The 24,130-nt window shown below is 43.0% G+C and carries 26 protein-coding genes, 1 tRNA gene and 2 pseudogenes; 23 read left to right on the top strand and 6 right to left on the bottom strand.

What is annotated here, in order from left to right; genetic code table 11:
- Positions 1 to 13: 13 nt before the first annotated feature.
- Entirely contained in the window at positions 14 to 1,327 is a 1,314-nt protein-coding gene (gene murC / locus NC238_02785) for a UDP-N-acetylmuramate--L-alanine ligase (GenBank protein ID MCM1564882.1), read from the bottom strand.
- A gap of 323 nt (positions 1,328 to 1,650) precedes the next feature.
- Here murC and NC238_02790 point away from each other — a divergent pair, with 323 nt between their 5' ends.
- A complete protein-coding gene (locus NC238_02790; protein ID MCM1564883.1) occupies positions 1,651 to 2,016 on the top strand; it encodes a hypothetical protein in 366 nt (121 codons plus the stop codon).
- Between the two features lie 454 nt (positions 2,017 to 2,470).
- Here NC238_02790 and NC238_02795 read toward each other — a convergent pair whose 3' ends face one another.
- Positions 2,471 to 3,886: an MFS transporter gene (locus NC238_02795; GenBank protein ID MCM1564884.1), complete on the bottom strand. Its 1,416-nt coding sequence runs from the start codon at positions 3,884 to 3,886 to the stop codon at positions 2,471 to 2,473.
- A gap of 172 nt (positions 3,887 to 4,058) precedes the next feature.
- On the opposite strand from NC238_02795, the gene NC238_02800 reads away from it, so the two are divergent.
- Positions 4,059 to 4,292 carry a DUF378 domain-containing protein gene (locus tag NC238_02800; GenBank protein ID MCM1564885.1) on the top strand — a complete coding sequence of 78 codons (234 nt, stop codon included), beginning with the start codon at positions 4,059 to 4,061 and terminating at the stop codon, positions 4,290 to 4,292.
- A 121-nt stretch (positions 4,293 to 4,413) separates the two neighbouring features.
- On the opposite strand, the gene NC238_02805 is transcribed toward NC238_02800, so the two are convergent.
- On the bottom strand, positions 4,414 to 5,133 hold the full coding sequence (locus tag NC238_02805; GenBank protein MCM1564886.1) for a PrsW family glutamic-type intramembrane protease: 720 nt from the start codon (positions 5,131 to 5,133) through the stop codon (positions 4,414 to 4,416).
- Positions 5,134 to 5,342: 209 nt separating this feature from the next.
- On the opposite strand from NC238_02805, the gene NC238_02810 reads away from it, so the two are divergent.
- Positions 5,343 to 5,417: transfer RNA gene (locus tag NC238_02810), tRNA-Thr, on the top strand.
- A gap of 185 nt (positions 5,418 to 5,602) precedes the next feature.
- Here NC238_02810 and NC238_02815 read toward each other — a convergent pair.
- The 3 genes and pseudogenes from NC238_02815 to NC238_02825 all read right to left on the bottom strand — a co-directional run bounded on the left by NC238_02815 (position 5,603) and on the right by NC238_02825 (position 7,894).
- Positions 5,603 to 6,136: pseudogene (locus NC238_02815) on the bottom strand (site-specific integrase).
- A gap of 459 nt (positions 6,137 to 6,595) precedes the next feature.
- A pseudogene (locus NC238_02820) lies at positions 6,596 to 6,934 on the bottom strand (site-specific integrase).
- 27 nt (positions 6,935 to 6,961) lie between these two features.
- Positions 6,962 to 7,894 carry an XRE family transcriptional regulator gene (locus NC238_02825; protein MCM1564887.1) on the bottom strand — a complete coding sequence of 311 codons (933 nt, stop codon included), beginning with the start codon at positions 7,892 to 7,894 and terminating at the stop codon, positions 6,962 to 6,964.
- 97 nt (positions 7,895 to 7,991) lie between these two features.
- On the opposite strand from NC238_02825, the gene NC238_02830 reads away from it, so the two are divergent.
- From NC238_02830 to NC238_02925, 20 genes are all read left to right on the top strand, one after another.
- A complete protein-coding gene (locus tag NC238_02830; protein ID MCM1564888.1) occupies positions 7,992 to 8,225 on the top strand; it encodes a helix-turn-helix domain-containing protein in 234 nt (77 codons plus the stop codon).
- A gap of 155 nt (positions 8,226 to 8,380) precedes the next feature.
- Positions 8,381 to 8,635 carry a helix-turn-helix domain-containing protein gene (locus NC238_02835; GenBank protein MCM1564889.1) on the top strand — a complete coding sequence of 85 codons (255 nt, stop codon included), beginning with the start codon at positions 8,381 to 8,383 and terminating at the stop codon, positions 8,633 to 8,635.
- A gap of 72 nt (positions 8,636 to 8,707) precedes the next feature.
- On the top strand, positions 8,708 to 8,866 hold the full coding sequence (locus NC238_02840; protein ID MCM1564890.1) for a hypothetical protein: 159 nt from the start codon (positions 8,708 to 8,710) through the stop codon (positions 8,864 to 8,866).
- A 19-nt stretch (positions 8,867 to 8,885) separates the two neighbouring features.
- A complete protein-coding gene (locus NC238_02845) occupies positions 8,886 to 9,245 on the top strand; it encodes a hypothetical protein (protein MCM1564891.1) in 360 nt (119 codons plus the stop codon).
- A 27-nt stretch (positions 9,246 to 9,272) separates the two neighbouring features.
- On the top strand, positions 9,273 to 9,992 hold the full coding sequence (locus NC238_02850) for a hypothetical protein (protein MCM1564892.1): 720 nt from the start codon (positions 9,273 to 9,275) through the stop codon (positions 9,990 to 9,992).
- Between the two features lie 127 nt (positions 9,993 to 10,119).
- Positions 10,120 to 10,641, top strand: a complete 522-nt coding sequence (locus NC238_02855) for a hypothetical protein (protein ID MCM1564893.1) — start codon at positions 10,120 to 10,122, stop codon at positions 10,639 to 10,641.
- A gap of 3 nt (positions 10,642 to 10,644) precedes the next feature.
- A complete protein-coding gene (locus tag NC238_02860; protein ID MCM1564894.1) occupies positions 10,645 to 10,935 on the top strand; it encodes a hypothetical protein in 291 nt (96 codons plus the stop codon).
- A 21-nt stretch (positions 10,936 to 10,956) separates the two neighbouring features.
- Positions 10,957 to 11,688: a hypothetical protein gene (locus NC238_02865; protein MCM1564895.1), complete on the top strand. Its 732-nt coding sequence runs from the start codon at positions 10,957 to 10,959 to the stop codon at positions 11,686 to 11,688.
- Entirely contained in the window at positions 11,630 to 13,108 is a 1,479-nt protein-coding gene (locus tag NC238_02870) for an AAA family ATPase (GenBank protein ID MCM1564896.1), read from the top strand. The genes NC238_02865 and NC238_02870 overlap by 59 nt, the downstream gene beginning before the upstream one ends.
- Position 13,109: 1 nt before the next feature.
- Positions 13,110 to 13,373 carry a hypothetical protein gene (locus tag NC238_02875; GenBank protein MCM1564897.1) on the top strand — a complete coding sequence of 88 codons (264 nt, stop codon included), beginning with the start codon at positions 13,110 to 13,112 and terminating at the stop codon, positions 13,371 to 13,373.
- Positions 13,370 to 14,035, top strand: coding sequence for a hypothetical protein (locus tag NC238_02880; GenBank protein ID MCM1564898.1), 666 nt, complete (start codon positions 13,370 to 13,372; stop codon positions 14,033 to 14,035). Before NC238_02875 ends, NC238_02880 begins: the two co-directional genes overlap by 4 nt.
- Positions 14,035 to 15,078 (top strand): metallophosphoesterase, encoded by a 1,044-nt coding sequence (locus NC238_02885; protein ID MCM1564899.1) that lies wholly within the window; start codon positions 14,035 to 14,037, stop codon positions 15,076 to 15,078. Before NC238_02880 ends, NC238_02885 begins: the two co-directional genes overlap by 1 nt.
- Positions 15,075 to 15,626, top strand: coding sequence for a 3D domain-containing protein (locus NC238_02890; GenBank protein ID MCM1564900.1), 552 nt, complete (start codon positions 15,075 to 15,077; stop codon positions 15,624 to 15,626). Before NC238_02885 ends, NC238_02890 begins: the two co-directional genes overlap by 4 nt.
- The gene (locus NC238_02895; protein MCM1564901.1) at positions 15,593 to 17,809 is read left to right on the top strand and encodes an ATP-dependent RecD-like DNA helicase; all 2,217 of its coding nucleotides are present in this window, start codon (positions 15,593 to 15,595) and stop codon (positions 17,807 to 17,809) included. Before NC238_02890 ends, NC238_02895 begins: the two co-directional genes overlap by 34 nt.
- 69 nt (positions 17,810 to 17,878) lie before the next feature.
- The gene (locus NC238_02900; GenBank protein ID MCM1564902.1) at positions 17,879 to 20,896 is read left to right on the top strand and encodes a CHC2 zinc finger domain-containing protein; all 3,018 of its coding nucleotides are present in this window, start codon (positions 17,879 to 17,881) and stop codon (positions 20,894 to 20,896) included.
- 368 nt (positions 20,897 to 21,264) lie between these two features.
- Positions 21,265 to 21,750 carry a hypothetical protein gene (locus NC238_02905; GenBank protein MCM1564903.1) on the top strand — a complete coding sequence of 162 codons (486 nt, stop codon included), beginning with the start codon at positions 21,265 to 21,267 and terminating at the stop codon, positions 21,748 to 21,750.
- A complete protein-coding gene (locus NC238_02910) occupies positions 21,743 to 22,501 on the top strand; it encodes a hypothetical protein (protein ID MCM1564904.1) in 759 nt (252 codons plus the stop codon). Before NC238_02905 ends, NC238_02910 begins: the two co-directional genes overlap by 8 nt.
- Complete coding sequence (locus NC238_02915) at positions 22,491 to 22,805, top strand: hypothetical protein (GenBank protein ID MCM1564905.1); 315 nt, start codon at positions 22,491 to 22,493, stop codon at positions 22,803 to 22,805. The genes NC238_02910 and NC238_02915 overlap by 11 nt, the downstream gene beginning before the upstream one ends.
- Positions 22,806 to 22,808: 3 nt before the next feature.
- Positions 22,809 to 23,588 carry an HNH endonuclease gene (locus NC238_02920; protein ID MCM1564906.1) on the top strand — a complete coding sequence of 260 codons (780 nt, stop codon included), beginning with the start codon at positions 22,809 to 22,811 and terminating at the stop codon, positions 23,586 to 23,588.
- Entirely contained in the window at positions 23,585 to 24,115 is a 531-nt protein-coding gene (locus tag NC238_02925; protein MCM1564907.1) for a Holliday junction endonuclease, read from the top strand. The genes NC238_02920 and NC238_02925 overlap by 4 nt, the downstream gene beginning before the upstream one ends.
- Positions 24,116 to 24,130 lie beyond the last annotated feature (15 nt).

The raw sequence follows: 24,130 nt of genomic DNA on the forward strand, positions 1-24,130 counted from the left end.
CAGGAAACAGCGCTCAAGAGACCAAGTTTTGCCCTACTTTGTAAATATCACCCGCTCCGAGCGTAATAACGAGATCGCCTTCTTCCAGGGTTTGGTCAAGATAAGAACTGATTTCGTCAAGCGTTGGAAAATAACGGGTGGTAATTCCTTTTTCTTTCATCAAGTCGGCAAGTTTTGCTGAAGAGATCGGGTTGACTCCGGCTTTTTTTTCGCGCGCCGAGGAAAAAATTTCTGCCAGCAAAACCTCATCGGCATCCTGAAAGGCCTGAGAAAACTCATAAAAAAGTTTTTCAGTCCGGCTGAAGGTATGAGGCTGAAATACTGCCCGGATTCTTCTGTCGGGGTAGGAAAGCCTTGCTCCGTCCAGGGTCGTTTGGATTTCTGTCGGGTGATGGGCATAATCGTCAACAATAACTGCCCCGTGTTTTGTGCCAAGACGTTCGAATCTTCTTTTGGTACCATTAAAGCCGCTCAGCGCCTGAAGCACGGTATCCAACGATATTCCGAGCCGAGAAGTCAGGGCTATGGCAGCTAGGGCATCCAGAATGTTATGTTTTCCTGAAACAGTCAAATGCAGCTTACCTATATTTTTTTTATTCATCATCACATCGAAACAGCTTCCGTCATTATCGAAAACAACGTTTGCAGCGCTGACATCAGCATCGGCCGAGAAACCAAAAGTTGTAACCGTTGCTCTGGTCTTAATCCTATCTATATTCGGATCGTCATGCCAGATAATCAGATTACCCTCAGCAGGCAGCTTGCAGGCGAGTTCGGAAAAAGCGCAGACCACATCATCCAAATCCTTAAAATAATCGGGATGATCCAGTTCCATATTGGTAATAATCAGGTGCTCGGGAGAGTAATTTAAGAAGTGCCTCCGGTATTCGCAGGATTCGGCTAAAAAGAGTTCTCCCTGACCGGCATGGGCGTTGCCGCCAATACAGGGCACGTCGCTGCCTACGACAATCGTAGGGTCCAAACCTGCATCAAGCAGGATTTTTCCAGCCATGGCAGTTGTCGTAGTCTTGCCGTGAGTCCCAGTTACACAGACTCCTTTTTTCTTGGACATCAGTTTGCTCAGAAATTGAGGGTAAGTCAGTACCGGTATGTTAAGCTCTTTGGCCCGGCTAATCTCAGGGTGACTGTCGCAGTAAGCGGCAGAGGTGACAACCAAATCAGCGCCGACAACATTCTCTGGGTCAAAGTTCAGGACCTCAATGCCTGCCTTCTCTAATACAACGTCTGTAAAAAATCTTTGCGGCACATCGGATCCGGTAATCACGGCATCTTCTATCAACGGTGTAATCTGGGCAAGGGCGCTCATCCCGGTTCCTTTTATGCCAACAAAATGAATATGTAATTGCAATGTGCATCTTTCCTTCCGGTATTCTATTCCTATTACATTATACCCAAATATCTTGAAAAAGGTATCTGTCAATACGTAAATCAAAGATATTCTTCCTGAAAACAGTTAACATGAGAATTAGAGCTGTTCAGCCTTCCAACAATGCCATTAACCTCAAATCGGTAGGGAAAAGCCGCATTTAATATTATAATACAAATACGACTAAAATATAAGATTTATACGCATTTTACAGCTTAGTCTATAACTGCAATGTTTTGTCACAAGAAGGGAGGAAAAACGCAATGTCCGGATATGCAGCACTACCTGACTTTGAAATCTTAAATGGCCGGGAGCTTGACGGTCTTATCGTTAATGATAAATTTGTAAGTTATTACCAAGTAGAGTCTGCTCTTTATAATTATCCCAAAGTGTTCGAAGCAGGTGTCATCGTTAACAGCCAGGATGGTGAAAGCGTGATCCTCAAAGTATATCTTGCGCTCGAAGATTCTTTTTCGGCGAAGGAAGAAAGAGAACAATACTGCTCGGCGGTAGAACAGTACATCAGAAACAGTTTTTCATTTAAAATGCCCATCCGGGTTTTAATTCGTGAAAAACTACCAATGACCAGATCTGGGAAAATCCTACGCTCTGTTCTTCGCGATTATTAAGATAAAATATTTATAATTGAACCAAATTTAAACCAAAAAAAGACCTTCTTATAAATTGAAGGTCAAAAAATGAGACTAAATGAGTAAAACGAAGACAATATAATAATAATCATAAAATACACAAAAATCAATAAATAATATAACCAGATTATCCATCTTAAACCATAATACCGACGAAATTGTGGTTTGATTTATAACTGGAAAAAATTAATATTTTGATTTAAATAAAACAATCGAGAATCAACAAATCAAAATCAACCTGCGAATATTATTGTCTGAAGCTGCAAAAGATAGTATTGGGAAAAGGGAAATACCGTAAGGTAAATAACCTTTTTCGAAGGCTATCCGCCCTGTAGCGGAAACAGATACCCGGTCAGTTAAGCTACCGGGTATCTTCATGATCACCATGTACGGCCTAATGCCGCAGTGTCATGGATAACAAGGAGCACAAACTTTATGCCTGATTATTATTGACGTGGATTTTACCGCGGGAGAAAGAGAAGAAAATACCAACAGCACAAAGGCAGGCTGAGATCAGAAAAGCAAGGCGAATACTCTGTATAAATTGCGGATAGTTTTCAGGGGTAATCTGGTTTTTGCCGACAAATATGGAAATCAGCAGCGTAGCTGTAGCCATACTCAGCATCTGACCGAGAACCCTCATCACAGATACTGAGGCGGAGGCAATCCCGTAATAATGCTTATCTACGGAACTCATGACTGCATTGGTATTGGGAGAAGAGAATAAGGCAAATCCAATACCCAGCACCATCAAAGCAGCGATGATCAGGAACAGAGAAGTATGCGGGCCGATAAAGGAAAGAAGAAACAAGCCTGCGGCTGTTCCAGCCATGCCCAAAGAGGCAATATTGGCAGGTTCTTTTTTATCGGAAATACGTCCGGCCAAAGGGGAAATTAAAGACTGGATAATAGGTTGGATGATCAGGATGATTCCGGCATGTTCTGAAGACATACCCTGGACGTACTGCAGATATAGACTCAGAAGAAAAGTTACGGAGTACGATCCAGCATAATTGATCAATGCTGCGACGTTGGAAAAAGCAAAAACCCGGTTATCCTGAAAAAGCCTGATTTCTAACACGGGATTCGGGACCTTGAGCTGGCGTTTCACAAAGAAAACAAAACAAACAATGCTGAAGAGGATCAGGATAATCCCGAGAATATCGGGTAAAATGCTCGAACCATAGATAAGCGCAATCAGGGTAACGGCGAAGATCATACTGCCTGGAATATCCAGTTTATCATTTTTGGCATCGGCCCAATCGCTCTTGACATATGTAATCGTTAAAACCGTGATCAGGACCCCCAAAGGAACCAATACCAAAAAAATGCTTCTCCAGCCCCAATACTCGGTTAAGAATCCGCCTAGAAAAGGCCCGACAGCAAGTCCTACATATATGGCTGAAACATTAAAGCCCAGGGCTTTGCCGCGTTCCTGTGGTGGAAAGACCGAGGTGATCAGCGCCATTCCCGCAGTTGCGATCATCGATGCACTAATTCCCTGCAGGACTCTCATCACGATTAATAGTTCAATATTTGGGACAAAACCTGAGATTAACGTAAATGCAGTAAATGAAATTATCCCCCATTTATAAAGCCTGGTCCGGCCAAGGATGTCGGCGAGTTTGCCGATAGGAAGAAGAAACACAGCCGAAGACAACAGGAAAGATGTCGCAATCCAGCTTAAAACGACAGCATCTGCTGCAAATTCCTTTTGAATTGCAGGCAGCGCGATATTGATCGATGAAATCATAAATGGAGTCAGAAAAGAACCTGCGGTTGCCATAAACAAAAGGGTGCGCTTAACCGTTTTGCTGTCATCGTGGGTGTGGTCATGACGTTCGTTCATAAATACTCCTTTTTGGTACATTTTTTGACCCTTGTTCCTTTTATTAAAACAAAAACACAAGTCCTAAATTATTATAAATGATTGTTTCTAAATCGTAAATTAATGTTTTGATGTATAAATTTTACATTTTAACGACATCCTATTAATAATTAACTTTTTAAGGAGGTTGTACATGAATATCTGGCAGAAGATTGCCCTTGCAATTATTATCATCGGGGCCATTAACTGGGGAATGATTGGCTTTTTCCAATTTGATCTTGTCAATGCCCTCCTCGGGGGGATCAGTCCGCTCCCTCCGAGAATCGTCTATGCGCTGGTCGGACTCAGCGGCCTGTATTGCATCACACTCTTATTCGTACCGAATCGCGAATATGAGAGAGAAGGACGGATCCAGCATAATCCTTAACGAGTCGGCAAAATTACTTAATAAGTCCGACAGGAAAAAGGAACCGAGTATCTCGGTTCCTTTTTCCTGTCGGGTTTTAGTCTGCATTTACAATGGTGACAGGACATAGGTGTACAGTCTTTTATTCAGCAGGTTGTCGGGCGGGAATTTTTTGGTATTTTTCCCTTGATTCTTTGTAATACCTGTTAAGTTTCCTAAGATTAACCGTCCACAGGTAAATGATATACGGTAAAAACAGCGTAAGCAGAATCGGAATTTCCGACATCAGAATAAAGTCAAAAAAACCGTGAAGCAGGATAGGAACATATAAGGATTTTCTGAGGTAAGCTCTTTCAAGATGAGGATGATTGGAGAACTTTGCCAGGGAAAGGTAGTATCCCATCGTCACACCAAGCAGCACGTGGGTCGGCACTGAGAATATTCCTCTGGAAAGGCCTACATACGGGTTGGCTGAAAAGTTTACAAGGACATACATGATGTTCTCGACTGTTGCGAAGCCAAGCGCGGCAAATACGGCATAGACAATTCCGTCTAGTTTTTCATCAAACGCCGGATTCCGATAGACTGTCCGCAGGACGACTGCCCTTTTGAAAAATTCTTCGGTCAATCCCGCAACGACAAAGGCATTGAAAAAAGCTGCCGCTACCCCGGTAAAGATGTTCACGGATGTCAGAAATTTTTCAAACAGCACGATCGGGATGACTGCCAGCGCTCCCAGGATAAAAACTTTTATAAGAAGATACAAAGGCTCTTTATCGAAACGGTCGGTATAATAGACTGCCAGGGCTAGAGCAATGACCGGAGTAAGTGCAATTACCAATATTCGCAGATCTAATAGCAAAAAGACCACATCCTTTTTTGTAAGTTTATCTCCTGTGAAGTACATCTTCAACATGTAAGCAGCCTGAATATGTTAAATTTTATTATTTGCAGCCGGAGCATTAAACATTCCTTATAAATTTTCTCATTTTCCCACATTTTTGATTATTTTACCCTTAACAAATTATTTTTCTTATGTTATACTGTTAAAGCTTATGGGTTACCAAACATGCCGATGTGGCTCAGGGGTAGAGCAGCTCACTCGTAATGAGCAGGTCGTCGGTTCGATTCCGACCATCGGCTCCACAAGAAACATAGACACCGCAAGGGTTTGCGGTGTCTTTTGCTTTTATATTTTCTTCTGCAATCACTTAACTTCTGCAACTCTTCTGCAACGTAATTATTTTTTCGTTTTTTTCATCCTTTGGCGGCTTCTTCTTCCTTAGATGGCCGTCAATTTTTGTTGCTGCCTGTTCTTTGAGTTTTCTCCGAACCCGGGTATATATTTTTGTTGTTCGGATATCTGTATGGCCTAAAATTTCTTGAATAACTCTGAGATCTTCGCCGTCTTCCAAAAGTATTGTAGCGTAAGTATGCCGAAGGGCATAAAGCTTAACAGGGGGGATTTCGCATCTTTTTAAACAAGCTTGGAACGATCGGTAAAAGTTCCGGTAATCAACTGACTCTCCTGTTGGAGTTGCAAAGACATAACCTTGATTGTTGTATTGGTCTCCGGCAAGGAGCCTTTCTTTGATCTGTTTGATCCGATGTAGCCTCAATGCAGCGGCTACTCTTTTGGCTAATACAAGAGTTCTTTTACTCTTTTTAGTCTTAGCTTCTTGGCTTATAACCTTTGTCTTCCTTTCATCATCCGGATCTTCATTTAGTACTCTTTCCCGCGTCTCCTCTATACTAATGGTCCTGTCTTTAATATCAACCAGTGGCCATTTTAAAGCTATCATTTCCCCTGGGCGCATTCCGGATCCTATAAGGAGAATAAAGCCGGCATAATAGCGATAGTTCATAATCTCTGTCAAAAATTTACTCATCTCGTCATCAGTTAATGTCTGGGTTTCTTCAGAATCTAGCGAAGGTACATCAATACCGTCAGCAGGATTAGAAGAAATCTTTTTGAGTTTTTTAGCCTTTTCGAGAATACTGTGGATTATTCGATGAGCCTTAATGATCGTGGCCGAAGATAAGTATATTTTTAGCTTTTGGGTACTGACTTGATGAAAGTCGGCTATTTTTTGGATTGAGTAGACATCTGGAATTTCCAAATTCTTTTCCCAAGAAAGATATACGTCTAAATCAATTTTAATAGCTTTGGATATATCTTCTTCGCTTAAATCTTTTTCGTTTCGTAACGTTCTTAGTATCTTGCCAATCCTTTTATCTTTGCGAGGAGCCTTTTCCATGTTATTTATCATCAACTGAATTAAGCATGGATCCTGCTCGAGCTCATATAAAGTGTAATCACCTAATGCTGGGAAAATATGATTGCGAAGTTCAGTCTCATATCCACGCCAGGTTGTATCTTTAATTTTTGAATAATTCTTTTTCCAAGTTGTCGTCCAGTCCCGTAGAGTAATTTTAGAAGGATGAATATATTTATTCTTATTCACTTTATCAAGTGCTTCGGTAATTTTATCTGCAACTTCTTTTCTGGTTTTTCCTGTAAATGTAGGCCGATAGGGTTTCCCTGTATTAGGGTTTTTCCCAGGGAGGGTAATTTGTCCTTTATATCCGTATTCATAGGCCCAGATCGTACCCTCGTTGTTGCCCCTTTTTCTCTTTTTCTTTTTCTTTTCAATGTCAGTCATGGAATACGCCTCCTTGTTAAATACAGCTTATATTTTTCCTCTGAATTCAACTACTTTCCCCAATATCATTACTGGGAGAGTCTCAATTTCTTTGTTTGAATAAAACTTTGTAGGATATGCCGTATTCCATGCCTGGAGAGTTATACCTGTTTCAGCCTTGTGTATTTGTTTAACGGTAGCTGACTCTCCGTTGATTAAAACAATCCCGATATCTCCGCTATCAATATCAGGTTGTTTTTTTATAATGAGAATATCGCCCTTCTTAATTCGGGGCTCCATTGAATCGCCTTTAACCTTTAATCCAAAGTATTCGCCATTTTTTGCTAGCTCGATAGGAATATCTTCGTATCCGAGAATATCTTCGTGGGCCTCAAGGGGGAGACCGGCGACTATCTCTCCTAAGACAGGTATTTTTGTATAAGGTTTAAATTCTAAAGGTGTAATGTTTTCAGATATGCTTTTCAGAAAGAAATGACTATTAGGAATTTCTTTAAGAGTTTCATCAGGGAGAATGAATTTTGGGACTATTATTGGCAGATCTGAATCAACTATCTCAAATAGAGCTTTAACGAGTTCTTGTTGTTGCCAGGAATCCATTAAGTCGAAAGAAGATTGATTTTGGACTATATCACCAATCTTTTTTGCGGATGCTTTTTCTTCTTCTGATAGGATCTTCATATTCGCTGTAAGATACATAATAATCTTAGGGAAATAGTATTCCATAAAGTTTTTAAAGGATTTTCTGGTAACGAAAGGCAACTCAAGGATTGACTCGCCAGCTAAATTATCAAGAGAAACGCCGAAGTATTTAGCAAGAACTTTTAAATATTCAAGGCCTGGGCTCGCAATATTGTTCTCCCAAGAACTATAGCGAGCTCTTTTAATATTCAAATCATTTGCAACTTGGTCCTGGGTTAATTTTTTCTTCTCTCGGAGTCTAACTAATATTTCACCGATCATAAAACGGAGCCTCCTTACATTTTGATAATATTTTTATCAAAAACTACTTGACGATAATATTTTTATCAAATATAATTTACCAGAGAGGTGAAAATGAGTGAGTGCAAAAAGAGAATATTTTTCAGAATGCAGAAAGAAAAAAGGTACCCAAGGACAAGTAGCCTTGGAAGTTGGGATATCTAAAGTTTATTTAAGAATGATTGAGAATGGCACTTTCATGCCTGGTCGTGATTTGATGTTCAGATTATGTAACTACTTCGGAGAACCATTAGAAAAACTATTCCCAGACTTAAGCAGTAAGTGTGAAGACAGATACAAAGCGATAAAATAATTATCTCAAGTCAATTATATGCGATAATTATTTTATCGTCAATACCATTTTAAATATTTGAACTTTGGCTCGGTGTTTTTTTACTCTTTAATGATAATATTATTATCAATTTATCATTTTTTTTATACATAACAAGTGGAGGAGATGAAATATTCATGGAACCAGCGAAGCTAATTGAATTCCCGAATCAAAAAAGAACTGAAACATTATTAACGGCGCAGCAAGCATCCCAAGAGTTTGGGATAGGTAGGAATAGGATATATGAACTCGCTCACACCGTTCCTAAAACAGGATTTCCGGCTCTTTGGTTTGGCCCAAAAACGGTTAAGTTTCCGCGTGAAGCACTTCGCGAATGGCTAGGAAGCGAACGTGGGAGACAGGCGCTGTTTCAGGCAATGAAATCAAGATGACTTGTTTTGTGGCTATTGCCTAGGAACCAATCTGGGCGATCGGCACCGGCAAGAAAGGAAGGGGTTCATTTTATGGCCAAGCGCAAACGAAACCGCAATCGGGAAAGATTGCAAACCATTATAGCAACCAAAACAAGTTGCTTCATTGAACGCAGGACAGCCCAGGAGCACGACAAAGAGCGCAGCAATAAACTCATTGAGCTGCTTTATATAAATGGAATGCTGAAATAGGAAGGAGGTAAAAAATGAGATGGCACAGACAAAAGAAGTCAACATCATGGAACTCGCAAAAGGGGCAATCCTGGAACAGATTGATCATGCTATGAAGCTGGTCATGGAGAATATCCTTGATCCGAATACTGAGGTTAAGACTCCCCGAAAACTCACAATCAATCTGACTTTCAAGCCAGACGAAAGCAGGGAGATCGTAAACTGCTCTGCGCAGGCCAAGCCGACACTGGCCCCGATCAAACCGATTGTTACCAACATTATTGTTGAAGCAGATCGTGAAGGAAATCCGATGGCTGCTGAGCTTACCAGGGATAATCCAAATCAGGTCACAATGTTTGCCGAATCTGAGGAACAAAAAGTTATTAGAATTGCTAAATAAATTTGCACTAGGAGGAAAGAAACCAAAATGATTAAAGAAGCGCTTCAATATATCCTTTCCCTAAAAGCACCGGAGATTTTTGAACATGATGGCATGACATTTGCCGATAAGTCTCTAAACAAGATTCCGGAAATTATTCCGCATGGGCTGCAGACAAGGAGCCTCGCAAGCTTGGTTAACCTGGTCTCCGGAGAGATTGGACATAAAAGACTTGCTGACAGAAAAATAATTATTCATGTGAAAAGCCCTACGGAGATTTCTGTCAGTTCTTCATTCGGCGCAAATCTTGATCGTTACGAACTGTACTCAGCGGTGGCTGAAGTTCCCCATATTGTGTTAGGAAAATTTGTTGACTTCGAAGCCATGAATATTCAGTTAAAGAGCTGTTTCCTGGAAACACCATCCCGGGATGATCTCATTGCCTACCTAGGAAATATCCAAGAGGATGCAGTTAAAACAAGTTCTGATGACGGATTTTCCCAGACTACTGCTGTAAAAACCGGAATCGCTTCCGTCTCAATGGTCCCTCTTAAGCCGATTGTTCTCTTGGCGCCATATCGTACATTCATCGAAGTAGATCAACCAAGAAGTGAATTTCTTGTTCGCCTACAGACAGGTTCAGGTGTTGCACTCTTTGAGGCTGATGGTGGAGCTTGGAGAATTCAGGCAAGAAAGAACATCAAGGAATATTTTTCAGAAGAATTCGAAGATCTTATCGAAGAAAATCGGATCATTATTACCGAATAACCATGCCGGAGTATGTCGGCAAAAAAACAGGACAAAGAAAAAAGCTCCGGTCATTGCACTGGCCGGGGCTCCGCTAAAAAAACTTATCTTAAAACTAATTATATGAGGATTGGGGGATTTTGTAAACATGGATATCAGACAATTCATGCGAGATATGGAGAAAAGCTCCAAAGAAACCTTTGAAAATATGCGGGAAATTGTATTTGAAGCAGTCTATGATTCAGTCCAATTCAGCCGCAAGGAAATTGAGAAGCAGCTGGATGTAGAAGGTTTTTCCAGAAATATCATAGCCATTCCGGAGAAGATCCGGGTCCAGAAAGAGATCTGCAAACAAACCCGTACTACCTTTGAAGAAGCCAAAAGCAACCTGGTTAACGCTGAGTCGATGATTGCCGCGGTGATCGCAGCAGAAACAACCGATGCCGGGAAACAAAAATTTTCTAATGATACGACCCGCCGGGCGGAGTTGGAGATCCGGAAGAAGCATAATTTTGAGTACCAGCAGGCCTGGGGTCCGTACAAGGAAACCTTGGACGAGATGGATGCTGAGCAGTTCAAACTGGAGCAGCTCTACGATGAGTTAAAAGCCTATCAGGTAGTCGGTGGTGTGCTGGCGGCAAGACTGAGTTTGATGCGGCTGGAAGTGTAGGGAATGCCTGAAATATTTTTGCGTGTGACAATGCCAGATCAAAGCAAATGGGACGTTCCGGCAAAAATTATTGCTGACAATAGGGCTGCGTATTATGCCAAAATCGATCCAGAAACCACCTATGAGGAAGAATTCGAGTTCACCATGACAGATGATCATGAATTGCGTGATTGGGCAGCCAACAACATGGATTGGGATGAAGTAAGCGAACACGCCGAAAAAGTCATTGAAGAAACCAGCATTGACTTTCAAGAAGGCTGGTTGAACGGTGAAAAAGTGGTAATCGAAAAATAGTAAACGGAGGAGAAAAACATTATGACAGAACAAAACGCTTTGATAATTCCAGGAGTAGACACCACCGGTCTGACTGAGGCTGAAAAACAAGAACTTGCGGTCGTGTTAGGCCAGAACTTTGAGGAAAGCAGGGACGGAATCGACTTTCGTCCCCAGAGATACAAAATAAATAAAGATGCTCAGGTCTTTGTCGATCCTTTCGGAAATTCCATTGATGAACTCGTAGCCGCTGTGCTTTATAAGCAAAAGGTTCGTGGCTGCTGGGAGGAAGGAAATAAGACTCCTTTATGCTCTTCTTTCGATGCCATAGAAGGCATTGATGGAGACGGGAACAGAAGAAAATGCGCCAGTTGCCCCCAGAATGCTTGGGGTTCAGGGAAAAAGGGCAAAGGGAAAGCATGCAAAGAAATGAGACGTCTTTTCTTAATGACTCAAAATAACGCTCTTCCTATTCAGATTTCTTTCCCGCCGACTTCTATTTCTCCAATTGATAATTTCTTCTCGGCCAGGCTGACAAACCGGATCCCTGACATTGCCAAAGAAGTTAAGTTCTCTCTTACAAAGCAGACCAATGACGGATTTGACTTTGCAGTGGCGATAATGAAGAACGGTAAGGACTTTTCTGCCACTGAAATGCTTGATTTAAATAGGCTTCGCAGTAAGTTCGTTGAAGGCTGGAAGCATATTGCGATTGATGATGACGAGTATATGCAGGGCGCAGAAAGCGGTGTTGATGATGGACAGCCTTATTAAAAGGATAGGGTCTATCAAAATAGCCAACTTCCAATCACATAAGAGCACTTTAATTGATTTTGCCAATCATGGTCTGACGGTCATTACCGGGCCGTCAGACTCCGGCAAGTCTGCAGTGATCCGTGCGCTGCGCTGGGTGTTTTACAATGTCCCGCAGGGCAGCGACTTCATAACCGTTGGGGAAGATAAATGCGTTGTGTCAGTGATCTTTGAAGGCGGTACCGTAGTAGAGAGGATCAGAACCCGTGGTGGGATTAACCGCTATACCGTTGATGGCCAAGTTTTTGAGGGGTTCGGTACCGGAGTTCCTATAGAAGTCCAAGAGGCTACAGGGATCCGGAAGCTGCAAATCGGAGACATTCATTTTATGCTCAATCTTTCTGAGCAGCTAGACGGACCGTTTTTAGGCAAGTCCGTACCTGGATCAGCTCGGGCAAAGGTACTGGGTAAACTTGCCGGTACAGAAGAAATCGATTTTGCCGGCAAGGAAGTTGGAACTGATCTGTATAGGGCTAATAGGCAAAAAGAAGGTATCACCAAAGATATTGAATCAAACCTTAAGGCTTTGGATGAGTATTCATGGATCCCAGACAGGGAAAGGCAGCTTGCCACTTTACAAATCATAATCGAGAACACTAAACGCAATCAGAGGTCTGTTGAAACCCTTCAGGATCTATCTCGGCAATATCGGGACCTTTCACAGCAAGCGGTCAATCTGCAAACCACACTTAAGAGATTGTTACCAATTGATCAGGGACTAAACGCAGTGGATATTGCTCAAATTGAGATCCACAAAAGGAATAACCTCACTTCTCTATACCAAGATTACGAGAAAGTTATGGATCTGACATCAGAGTCTATCTGCATGCTTGAAGATCTCAAAGAAATTGAGTCAGCAAATAATTGTCTAGTTGCTGCTCAGGAAAAATTAACGAAAGGGAAAACGCTACTTAATTGCTGGAACCGGTATTTACTGATTGATCTCCAAAAAGATGCTAACCAAGTAAAAATCAGAGGACTGGCAAATCAATATGAAGCTGTTTTCCCTTTGTTGCAAGCTGCGGCTGAATCTGCCGAGACAGCCACTAAGGTGAGTAATATATACGAATTGTATAGTCAGGCTAATCATGGAGTTGTATCTATGAGGAAAACAGTTGAATGCCTATTAAGTCTAGATAATGTAATGGGCACTATGGAATTAGCCACAGGGAAGAATTTTGATCTGGGAGTCATCGAAGAGCTGCAAAAAAAGTATTCTGACTGGGTTAATACAGAGTCGTTCGGGAGAAGTAAGATCACAACTCTGGAAGCAGAAGTCGAGGCGCTGGACGCGGAGTATATCACTTTTATGAGTGATCTGGGCACTTGCCCAACCTGCGGGGGAGAAATCAATATTGAAAAATTACGGGAGGTAATCTGAGATGGATAACTTTGAAAATAGAATCAGCAGCCTGAAAAGCAGGCTCGAAGCAAAGAAGAACGAGAAGACCAGGGCAGAGGCAAACCTGGAAATGGCCGAAAAGCAGCTGCAGGAAGTGGTTGGGAAGATCAGAGATCTCGGCTACGAACCCAATGATCTGCCTGATGTGATTGCTCAGCTCGAACAGAGTGTTACCGATAATCTGGCCGAGGCTGAGAGGATCTTGGCTGAAACAGAAATGATGAAAGAAGCTGTCGCATTATGAGCATGACAGTCTTTGATATTGAGAATCAAACGGCCAAACTCAAAAGCAATTTGGATATGGCCAAAGGAAAAAGGGATCAGCTTTCCGAGCAGCTTCGTAGTAAGCAGTCAGAATTGACATCTGTTAATAGCAATGTTTCAACCTGGGAGCAGGTGCAACTCCTGCTCTCCCGGTCCAGTGAATACGCCAGAGAGCAGCTGAAACAGAAAATTGAAGAGACAGTAACTGCAGCTCTCCGGAGTGTTTTTGAAGATCCAGGAATAAGTTTTTCAATCGAACTTGGACAGTCAGGCGGTAATCCGACGGCAAACTGGCAAGTAATCTCTTCCTATAAAGATTATGAGGTTGCGGCCAACCCAGAGGATGCCAGAGGCGGGGGGGTAACGGATGTCGTGTCCTTAGCTTTGCGGCTTTCCCTTCTGGAACTGGCTAGGCCAAAGCATGACGGTCCGGTGATCCTGGACGAGCCAGGTAAGATGATCTCTCGGGAATATCTCCCGAATGTCGCGGCTTTTCTATCAAAGTACGGAGAGAAAACCGGGAGACAGATCATCATGATTACCCACCATGGTATCCTGGCTGATGCGGCGGATGTTGCCTGGTATGTTACGCAGGAGAAGGGCATCAGCAGAGCCCAGCAGATTCTTGGGGGTGAGATGTGATGAGTAACATGTATCACGATGGCCTGAAGATTGTAGTTACCGGTGATCTTCACTTCCGGAGTGAGAATCCAAGAAGTAGGAAAGATGCCTTTGAGGATGCTATGTTATCTAAGCTCCTGGAAGTGTTTCAATTAGCTCAAGAACATGGTGCCGAAGCAATTATCATTCCTGGAGATATTTTTGATACTGCCAATGTCGGATTAAAAGCGATCGCCAAATTAGGGTATTGCTTAAATACATGGATTGATGAATTCAACGTACAGGTTCTAACTATTTCGGGAAATCATGACTTACCAGCAGGAAATAAGGCAGCATTAGAACGGACGCCTTATGGATTGCTTAGTAAGTTAGGATTTATACATGACCTTGAGGAAGAGAACTTCGAGACGCATTTCAATATTAACTTTGGAGATATGAAGGATGTTTACTTGACCGTTTCGGGATGTGGATTCGATTTTCAGACAGATACTTCCGAAGGGGTAAAACAATATTCGACAGATCGCTATGATGAAGATACCGTTGGAATCCACGTCGTCCACTCCATGCTCATGGCCACGCCGCCGATTACTGGTATGCGACACGCCATCATCGATGAGGTCGAAACAGATGCAGACATCATTATCTCAGGCCATTACCACGACGGCTTCGGCGTTATCCGACGGAAAAACGGAAAACTGTTCATCAATCCAGGTGCCCTATGCCGGCTATCTGCCAGCGAAGCCGAAATGAAACGAACCATCCAGGTCGCGTTGCTCACCGTCCGGAGTAAAACGGATTTTGAAGCTGAGCTTATCCCGCTGCAGTCCGCGCGGCCGGCAGATGAAGTCCTTGATCGGGAGGCCATTGTCGAGAAGAAAGAACATGAGAACTGGCTGGAAACGTTTTTTGAAAGCCTGCAACAGGACGGCGAGGCAAAATTTCTGGAAGTTCAGGAGATTGTCGAAAATATGGCCAACCTTGAAACGCTTTCTCCAGGCGTAAAGGATGAGGCGCTGCGTCGAATCAGCGAAGCCCGGGAAAAGCTGGGGAGGGTTGCGGTGTGAAAAAAGATATCAGATACCTCATAGTCTCGTTAATAATCCTAATTGTCGTTGGTTTTTTTCCTCTCCTGGGCTTCATTTCGATGAGTCAGCAGATATCAATCCTTAGAACGGAAAACCAATTATTGAAAGAAGATCTGCAAAAACTTAAAGAAGAACATGCAAAGCTTAAAAACAGCCAGACTGAGCTCGATCAATCGGTTGACAGTTTTCTGGATACATGGAAGATAGGGATCTTCGAAGCGTCAGCATATTCACCTTTAGATGATCGCAACGGATTAAACTCTTGGGGGGATGGTACGGCAATGACTTCAGGAGTAAGTACGGCGGAAAACATTGATTCAGGAGTATCTGTGGATCCGAGCATAATCCCGCTGGGAAGTAAGGTTTACATCAAAGGAATCGGTTGGCGCGTTGCTACAGATACCGGTGGGGATATTCAGGGATACAAGTTGGACATTCCTGTGGATACATTTGAAGAAGGCATAATATTTGGCAGAAAGGATGTGATTGTCGTATGGCAACAGAAACAGCCCAATCAACAACTCTAACCGGTACAGTGACCGGTGTCAGATTTCATAACCCGCAAAATGGCTGGTCCGTATTGACAGTCAATCCAAAAAACAAACAAGAAGATTTTGAAGAGTTCAACCCGATTTCTGTTGTTGGAAGCTTGGCTGCAGTCCGAGCTGGGGATGAGTATTCTTTCTCCGGTTCATGGAAGCAGCACCCACAGTATGGAAAACAGTTTCAGTTTGAAAAGGCTGAGGTAGTTCTGCCAAAAGAAAAACAGGGAGCCATTGCATATCTAGCAACGCTTGCCAGTGGTGTAGGCTTGGCCAAGGCCAAAAAAATTGTTGATATTCTTGGGGATGATTCTCTTCAAAAGATCATTGCTGATCCAGGAGCATTGCTGCAATTTGATTTTCTCACAATTGCCCAAAGAGCTGATCTGACAGAAGGACTCATGAAGAATACGAATCTGGCTGAGCTTTCCTCGCTTATCTGCAGAGAAGGTGTGGGTATGGGGACAGCAAATCGAATTTATACCAAATACGGTGCAGAAAGCGCCAAGATCGTAAAAGAGAATCCTTATATTCTGGCCGATGAAGTCTATGGAATCGGGTTCAAGGTTGCTGACCGAATTGGTCTTTCGGTAAATATTGCCCCTGATTCTCCGTACCGGGTTGAGGCTGCCTATCAATATGCATTGAAGGAAGCCGGCAATGATGGCCATGTTTTCCTCAGGCCCAGAGACACTATGATTGAGATCGAGAAGTTGCTTGGCAAGCAGTCAATGATCTGTGTCGACCATATCCGGGATGCCTACATTGAGCTGGAGAAGCGCGGGGTAGTGCACAGGGAAGGGGATGCAATTTACCTTACCTCAATGCATGAGGATGAAGTGCAGCTAGCTCATGATGTTATGAATTTAGCCGGGACTCTGGGACGATATTTTGACCAACCTCCCGGAAAGATGGAAAGCATTATAGAAAATATCCAGGAGAAACTGGGCGTCGTATACGCGAAAGAACAAAAAGAAGCTATCATCAACGCATTTAAGAAGTCACTTTCAGTTGTTACTGGTGGCCCTGGTACCGGGAAGACGACGGTTATCAAGGGGATCATTGAGGCATATTTGAACCTTGCCAACGAGCAAGTAAAGAAGCCAAGCGAAACTATTATGTTGGCAGCTCCAACCGGCCGGGCAGCCAAGAGAATGGCGGAGGCAACGGGAATAGAAGCAAAAACAATACACCGGCTGCTCCGATATAATCCCTTTGAAAAAGGATTTGAGTATAATGCCGCTAACCCGCTGCCTTCAGGACTTCTGATTGTCGATGAATTTTCTATGTGCGATTTAGAATTATCCAAGTGCCTTTTTGAGTCGGTATCGAATGATATGGTCATGATCATCGTCGGTGACGTTGATCAGTTGCCATCCGTCGGCCCGGGGAAGGTCCTGGAAGATATCATTGAGTCAAGGAAGGTTATTACTACCAGACTTAAGTTTAATTACCGGCAGGCATCAGGGAGCCGGATCGCTCTGGAAGCATCCAGAATTGCAGAACAGGACGATTGCCGATTATACCAGGATGAGCAGGATTGGAAAAGTATTATGAACGATGATCCGGAGCAAGCGCTGGAACGCATCAAGGATGAGGTAAGACAGGCCAAGAAGGATGGCCTGGGCATAATGGAGTTTCAAGTTCTAGCACCAATGAAGAAAGGGATCATCGGAGTTGACAACTTAAATGAGGTTATCCGGGAAATTGTGAATCCGTCCGGATTTGGAAAAGCAGAATACAAGTACGGCAAAGATCGGTTATTTCGCTTGAACGATAAAATTATGGTTATGAAAAACAACTATAATCTTGGCGTGTTTAACGGGGATATTGGAATCATTCAGGCTATTAACGGCAGCGAGATTCGCGTCAATTTCGATGGGGAAGAAGTAACATTCAATGATGAAAACGTTAATATCCTTACTCTCGCCTATGCCTCGACGGTTCATAAATCTCAGGGTTCTGAGTTTCCGCTGGTGATTATGGTCGTGATGCGGAGTCATTACATCATGCTGCAGAAGAATCTATTTTATACCGGCATCACCAGGGCGAAAGATAAGCTGATTCTTGTTTGTCAGGAAAGTGCTGTCAAGCGTTGCCTAAGTAATAAGGACAAGAAAGAGCGATACACGATGCTTAGGAATCGGCTCATTAATCTTAATAAATAGTACAGCATAGATAAATGGAGCTGGAATTTTCCTCCCCAGCTCTATCCCCTCATAAAAGGCGGTGATAGATTGTCTCGCAGTCTCGAAGAAATAATTAACGCTATCAATAACATAGATTTTTTCAAAAGATACGGTTTTATACCCACCAAAGAAAAGGGAGGAAAAGCCGAGGGTGAATGCCCATTTTGCCATAAGAAGAAGTTCAGCTTAAACACTGAAAAAGGACTTTGGCAATGCTTTTCTTGCAAAAGGCATGGAAATCAGATTCTATTCCTTGCTCAGCTGCAAGGAATAGGCAACAGCCAAGCGGTCAAGGAAATTAAGCAGTATTTAGGAATCAGTGAAGAGCCGCCGGCTGCCGGACGGAGAAAACCTAAAGGCAGTCAGGTGGAGAAGAATACCGCCCGGGGCAGTGAAGGTGGTCCTCCAGGGGAGGCATCAGAACAAGAACTAGACGCAGCGGATTCAGAATATCCGAAGTCGGACGTGGCGCCGTCAGAAAACAGGTCGGACATAATACCGGAGCCGACAGAAGATAGCCAAGAGGATGGCGAAGAAAAGCATCCTTACGAACGGCTCATAGAACTTGCAAAGCTTAATCCGGAGGACCGGGAAAGCTTAAAGAAAAAGCGCGGATTTACGGATCAGATCATTGATGAGTTTCGGTTCCGCAGCGGCGGAGATTATATCCGGGAAGTCATATCGCGGCTTCAGAGGGAGTACGCAAATGAGAGACTTCTTGAAGTAGGAATCCTCAGGGAAGTCAATGGAACACTTCTTCCGGAAAAACAGTTGCTTGATAACAGAATCATCATCCCGTATTTGGATGAGTACGGAAAAGTGTATCATCTTAGGCCTCACAAATTAGGACTTGGGGACATTCCGACGGAACCATATTCCCGATATTTTCTAAAAGATCATCCCAGAAAGGTTGTACTGACAGAAGGGGAATTTAAAACAAACGCACTCTATGCCTGGGGGATCCCGGGGATCGGCGGACCAGGCACTGGATCCTTTGGTGACAAGAATTTTGACCGGTTGGTTTATCTTCTCCAAGAGTTTGATGTCAAAGAAGTCTGTATCATCTTTGACTCTGAGGAAAAAGGAAACCCGGCGTATTCAAACTTTAAAGAACAAGTCCAAAAGCGCTACGACACGCAATACTGGTCGTACATCATGGGCTACAAGCTTCTGCAGGCTGGGTTCAAGACAACAATAGGCTGGCTTCCTGCAGAGTGGCGGATTGATGGGAAGATTGATTTTGACGGAGCTCTCGCGCAGGGTCGGACAGCTGCAGAAATCAAGAAGGTTATATCGCAGGCAAAAAATCATAAAGAGTTTCTGGCTTCCATGGATGAAGACTGCCAGAAGGTTATCAAAAAGAAAATCGCCAAGCATTTTTCAAAGAAGAATGTCCGGAGAGAATTCAATAAGTACATTACGACATTCCACGGACCTAGTGGCCAAGAGATTGATAAAGAAATCAGTAACTTTGTGATTGATATCAAATCTAACTTCTTTACCCAGGGCAATGTCATCCGAAATGTTCAGCTTGTAAATACTTACGGTGAGGCTTCGGAGATATTCCCAATGGAGTCCACGGCAATGGCCGCGGCGGATGCTTTTAAGAAGTTCGTTATGGGTAAAGGAAATTATGTTTTCAAAGGTAACGGGACAGATCTTACAAACATTTGGGAATATGAGTTTCTGAATAACGATGGAGATCTGATCTACATGCCGGAGCAGATAGGTTGGATTGAACAGCATAAAGTTTGGCTCTTTGGAAATATGGCCATAAAGAACGGGAAGGTTTACCGACCGGACAATGATGGGATCATCTGGGTGGAAGGTAAGGGGTATAAGCCACAGAGTTTCAGTGTAGGCACGTCTGAAGGACGTGGAATAACTGAAGATTCGATTCCCTGTCTTGGTGAGAAAGATATCAGCATTCAGGATATCGCTGATAGGATGCGCCATTCAGTTGGTGGATATGAGGCTTACGTGGGAATTGGTTGGGTAATTGCAACGATCTTTAGTAAGGATATTTTTGCAAAGTACAAGTGCATGCCGATTTTGTTCCCCCATGGAAAAAGAGAATCAGGAAAATCAACCTTTATGCGCTGGATCATGATGTTCTTTGGAGTTGAGACGGAAGGGATCAGTGTCGGAAAGACTACGACGGCAAACTTTATTGCTCGGGCTTTATCATACTGGAGCTGCATGGGGATCTGGCTGGACGAGTATCGGAACGAGCCTGGTGTTATTGAAAAAGACGGGCTCTTCAGGTCTGCCTACAACCGGCAGCTTTCTGGAAAAGGTACGGCAACAGCCTTCCAGACAAAAGGATTCTCAGTTCATTCGGCGATCGCAATATCTGGGGAGGAGCTGCCAAAGGATAATGGGTTGTTTACCCGATGCATCCCGCTGCAGATCAGCGCCTACAAGCGAAATCGTGATTACTATGAATGGCTTAACAAGTCTTGTGAATATTTTAGTTGGTTAACTTTTTATCTGATTAAGAATTACGAGATGTACAGGAAACGGATCCTTGACAACATTGCAGAGCTGAAATTGGTTCTACTGGAACGTGGAATTACAGACCGGACAGCAGAGAACTGGGCAATTTGTGCAGCATGTTTTGATACGGTTGTGATGCAGGACGCGGAGTTTATCAAGTGGGTTGAGAAGTCCTGCCAAGAGATCAAACGAACCGGCGAAGAAGACCATATGCTCAATCAGTTCTGGACAGACGTAAACTCGATGATTAGCTCAAATCTGTTGGGTGAAAAACATCTAAAGATTGAAGGAAATAAGCTTTATGTGTGGCTACAGGGGGCATACAACGAGTGGAGCAGCTACTTCAGAAAACGTACCGGTCGCGAACCGTTTGACTTGCAATCTATCACAAAGTATTTGAAAGAAGAGCCTTATTGTAAAGACGTTTCACTAAAGGTTCGGATTGGGAAGGTTCCAAGGAGGGCTGTAGTGGTTAATCTTTCAGAAGCTAATGAAATTATTATGGAAATAGCGGATTCATTAGACGAAATGGGGCATAACCACTCAACCACCGATGAAGATGGATATTAAATATATTTCAGAATTCGAAATAAGCGTTCCACCTGTTCCACCACCGTTCCACCACTTTTCAATTTGGTGGAACGCCTTTAAAGCCAGTAATACCAACGGATTGAGGGTTTGCCGTTCCAGCGTTCCATCAAAAATGCAACATTTTACAAAATAGAGTTTTCTTTGGGGAAATAATCACAATTACCAAAATATTTCCAGACAATTATTCATCAATATTTACAAATACCAAAAAACCCGAAAATTGTGGAACGGTGGAACGGCGATAAGCTAAAGCCTTGACACGTCTGGCTTGAGAGGCGTTCCAGTAAAAATATGGTAGGTGGAACAAGGTGGAACGCCTGGAACGGTCAGAGAAGGGAGTTGACGTCGTGAGTAGATACTCAGAAATGATAAATTCCGATTCGAAAAATAGTCCAAAGCTTGATTCTATCCAGTTTTCTGCACCACAAACATCCGATCTCCAAGATGATCAAAGGAAATATGGATACATTGACCCCCGGGTCGACAAAGCTGTGGACCATAAATACTGGGAAGATCTCCTTTGGAATTGCTGGCACATAGAGAAAGAATTGTATTATGTGCTGCATGGAGTGAGATGCGGAGGCGGAGAGATCACGTTAAATAGAAACAGTTTCCGGTTGCTCCCTGGTGAATTCAGCGCAGCGGAGTGGGATCAGTTGAAAAGTGTTCATCTTGATCCGTATAGGGATAAGCTGATCGGAATCTTAAAGCTATCCAGGGCGATGAGGGTTACCGAAGGCGTGGATCTGCCGGCGGAATGGATGAGTGAAAAAGTTAATAATTTACCGGTAACGGAGACACAGTCTGAGCAGGGGGTGATGTTTGATGGCTAAGCCATGGACATCTGAACAAATAACCTATTTTGAAAGTAGTTGGGGAAATAAAAGCCTTAAAACTATCTCTAAAAACTTAGGTAAAAATGAAAAAGCCGTTGATGCCTGGAGAAAAAGACATGGATATGAAACAAATACAAAAAGTCATCACGGTATTCCTGTTCATGAATTTGCGGAGGCCATGGGCGTTTGCCCTGAGACAATTTATGATTATTGGATCAAAAAGGGGCTTCCTGTCATCAAGTTCTTGCCTGGAACCAGATTAAGCAAAATAATGATCAATTTAGATCTATTCTGGCCGTGGGCAAAGTTGAATCGTAAATTCATTGACTTCAGTAAGGTTGAAAAGAATGCTCTCGGTAAAGAACCAGAATGGGTTGAAGAATGCAGAAAATATGATTTTTATGACAGGGGCAAAAAAGGATGGGAACGTCCGTGGACTAAGGAGGAAGAAGATAGACTAGTAGCTTATCTTATGACGATGAGGTACACGTTCCGGCAGCTGGCAACGTTATTGAACAGGACAGAGCTTGGTATACAAAACCGGCTCTATATCATCGGAGTAAAATATAGGCCATTGCCTGAGACACGCAGAGAATGGACGCTGGAAGAAACAGAAAAGCTTATTGCCATGGTTAAAAGTAATATATCGACGACAACAATTGCGAACCTGTTAGACAGGAATCAGATATCAATCAAAACAAAAGTTCAGAGATTAAAAGCAAGGGGGATATTGGTTCATGAAAAATAAGCTCACAGACCTGAACAACCACTTATTTGCTCAGCTGGAACGGCTTGGAGAAGAGTCTCTTACCGGAGATAAGCTGCTCGAAGAAATTGGAAGGGCCAAAGCAGTTACCAATGTAGCTCAGCAAATTGTCAATAATGGAAATCTGGCACTTAATGCCATAAAAGTCAAAGAAGAATTTTTCCCAGATAGTAAAGCCCTTCCTGAAATCTTTGAAGGCGCTATACCCATCCCGCAGGATTCACGTGGCAGCGCCAATTCAAGAAAGATCCCTGAGAAATTAAAAATCGATTATGAACGGGACTAGGCTATGAAAAAATACTCTGAAGAAGTTAAGGCTTTTATTGAGCGGAATGTTGATGGAATAACAACAAAAGCTCTTGTCGACTTAGTTAATAATGAATTCGGCACCGACTTCACTGAAGCAAAAATGAAATCATATAAGCATAACCATGGCCTAAAAAGCGGAACCATGTGCGGAATTCCTGCCGGTATGCCAACAAAGCAATACCCAGACAACGTTCGGAAATTTATTAAAGCGCATTATGTTGGTGTTGGGCATCAGGCTATGGCGGATCTGTTGAATGAAACGTTTGGGACGAGCTACACCAAAGAGCAGATGAAAAACTTTTATTCCAGGTTCAATCTTGATAGCGGATTGACCGGACGCTTTCAGAAAGGCCTCATCCCTCATAACAAGGGGAAAAAAGGTATTTCCTATCCAGGGATGAAAGCGACGCAGTTCAAAGAGGGAAATATGCCGGTAAACTACAGACCGGTTGGATCCGAAAGAATCAGTGTTGATGGATATGCTGAAGTCAAAGTTGCGGATCCAAGGAAGTGGAGATTAAAACATCAGGTTATTTGGGAAAATGCGAACGGTCCAATTCCTAAAAAACATGTCGTTATTTTCGGTGACGGGAACCGGGGTAACTTCGATCCGGACAATCTGATTTTATTATTACAAGCACAGCTTGTTCGAATGAACCAAAAGCATTTGATTCAGAATGACGCTGAGATGACCCGGACGGGGATAATCATCGCCGATATTTGTAACAAAATTGGAGAACGGAAAAGAAAGAGGAAGTGATTGAATTGATTTTTTATCTTGGAATAGATCCATCGTTAACTTCACCAGGCTTCTGTGTTGCCGGAGACAAACTTCCATGTATCGAGTCTACACATTTTAAGAGTAAAAATACCGGCTTTCAAAGAATAATCGATATCCACAACGAGGCTGATGCTTATTTTATGTCTTGGATCCCGGAAAAGATCATTATGGAGGAGCTGCCGGCAGGTTCGAAAAGCCCCTATACAATTGAACGGGCGGAGCTGGTTGGGGTAATTAAAAACAGAATTTACCGGCTTAATTTATGGAATAAGTTTGTACTGGTCAATCCTTCAACGCTTAAAAAATTCGCAACCGGCAAAGGAAACTGTGATAAGCCGGCCATGATCCTGCAGGCCTACAAAGAATTTGGAATTGAGTTTGTAAACAATGATGAGTGCGACGCCTTCTGGCTTGCCCAGGTCGGCCGGGGCATGGACGGGCATTGGGATGGGTTAAGCCGGACGAAGATCCGGGAAGGAATCATTGAGAAGCTGAATGGTATTTAGCTTGAAAGGGTGAGA

The sequence above is a fragment of the Dehalobacter sp. genome (assembly GCA_023667845.1).
In the GTDB taxonomy this organism is placed as follows: domain Bacteria; phylum Bacillota; class Desulfitobacteriia; order Desulfitobacteriales; family Syntrophobotulaceae; genus Dehalobacter.

Bases quoted from the DNA above. Each gene is read 5' to 3' on its own strand.
- murC (MCM1564882.1), bottom strand. From the start codon at position 1,327: ATGAGCGCCCTTGCCCAGATTACACCGTTGATAGAAGATGCCGTGATT.
- NC238_02790 (MCM1564883.1), top strand. From the start codon at position 1,651: ATGTCCGGATATGCAGCACTACCTGACTTTGAAATCTTAAATGGCCGG.
- NC238_02795 (MCM1564884.1), bottom strand. From the start codon at position 3,886: ATGAACGAACGTCATGACCACACCCACGATGACAGCAAAACGGTTAAG.
- NC238_02800 (MCM1564885.1), top strand. From the start codon at position 4,059: ATGAATATCTGGCAGAAGATTGCCCTTGCAATTATTATCATCGGGGCC.
- NC238_02825 (MCM1564887.1), bottom strand. From the start codon at position 7,894: ATGATCGGTGAAATATTAGTTAGACTCCGAGAGAAGAAAAAATTAACC.
- NC238_02835 (MCM1564889.1), top strand. From the start codon at position 8,381: ATGGAACCAGCGAAGCTAATTGAATTCCCGAATCAAAAAAGAACTGAA.
- NC238_02840 (MCM1564890.1), top strand. From the start codon at position 8,708: ATGGCCAAGCGCAAACGAAACCGCAATCGGGAAAGATTGCAAACCATT.
- NC238_02845 (MCM1564891.1), top strand. From the start codon at position 8,886: ATGGCACAGACAAAAGAAGTCAACATCATGGAACTCGCAAAAGGGGCA.
- NC238_02850 (MCM1564892.1), top strand. From the start codon at position 9,273: ATGATTAAAGAAGCGCTTCAATATATCCTTTCCCTAAAAGCACCGGAG.
- NC238_02855 (MCM1564893.1), top strand. From the start codon at position 10,120: ATGGATATCAGACAATTCATGCGAGATATGGAGAAAAGCTCCAAAGAA.
- NC238_02860 (MCM1564894.1), top strand. From the start codon at position 10,645: ATGCCTGAAATATTTTTGCGTGTGACAATGCCAGATCAAAGCAAATGG.
- NC238_02865 (MCM1564895.1), top strand. From the start codon at position 10,957: ATGACAGAACAAAACGCTTTGATAATTCCAGGAGTAGACACCACCGGT.
- NC238_02870 (MCM1564896.1), top strand. From the start codon at position 11,630: ATGATGACGAGTATATGCAGGGCGCAGAAAGCGGTGTTGATGATGGAC.
- NC238_02875 (MCM1564897.1), top strand. From the start codon at position 13,110: ATGGATAACTTTGAAAATAGAATCAGCAGCCTGAAAAGCAGGCTCGAA.
- NC238_02880 (MCM1564898.1), top strand. From the start codon at position 13,370: ATGAGCATGACAGTCTTTGATATTGAGAATCAAACGGCCAAACTCAAA.
- NC238_02885 (MCM1564899.1), top strand. From the start codon at position 14,035: ATGAGTAACATGTATCACGATGGCCTGAAGATTGTAGTTACCGGTGAT.
- NC238_02895 (MCM1564901.1), top strand. From the start codon at position 15,593: ATGGCAACAGAAACAGCCCAATCAACAACTCTAACCGGTACAGTGACC.
- NC238_02910 (MCM1564904.1), top strand. From the start codon at position 21,743: ATGGCTAAGCCATGGACATCTGAACAAATAACCTATTTTGAAAGTAGT.
- NC238_02915 (MCM1564905.1), top strand. From the start codon at position 22,491: ATGAAAAATAAGCTCACAGACCTGAACAACCACTTATTTGCTCAGCTG.
- NC238_02920 (MCM1564906.1), top strand. From the start codon at position 22,809: ATGAAAAAATACTCTGAAGAAGTTAAGGCTTTTATTGAGCGGAATGTT.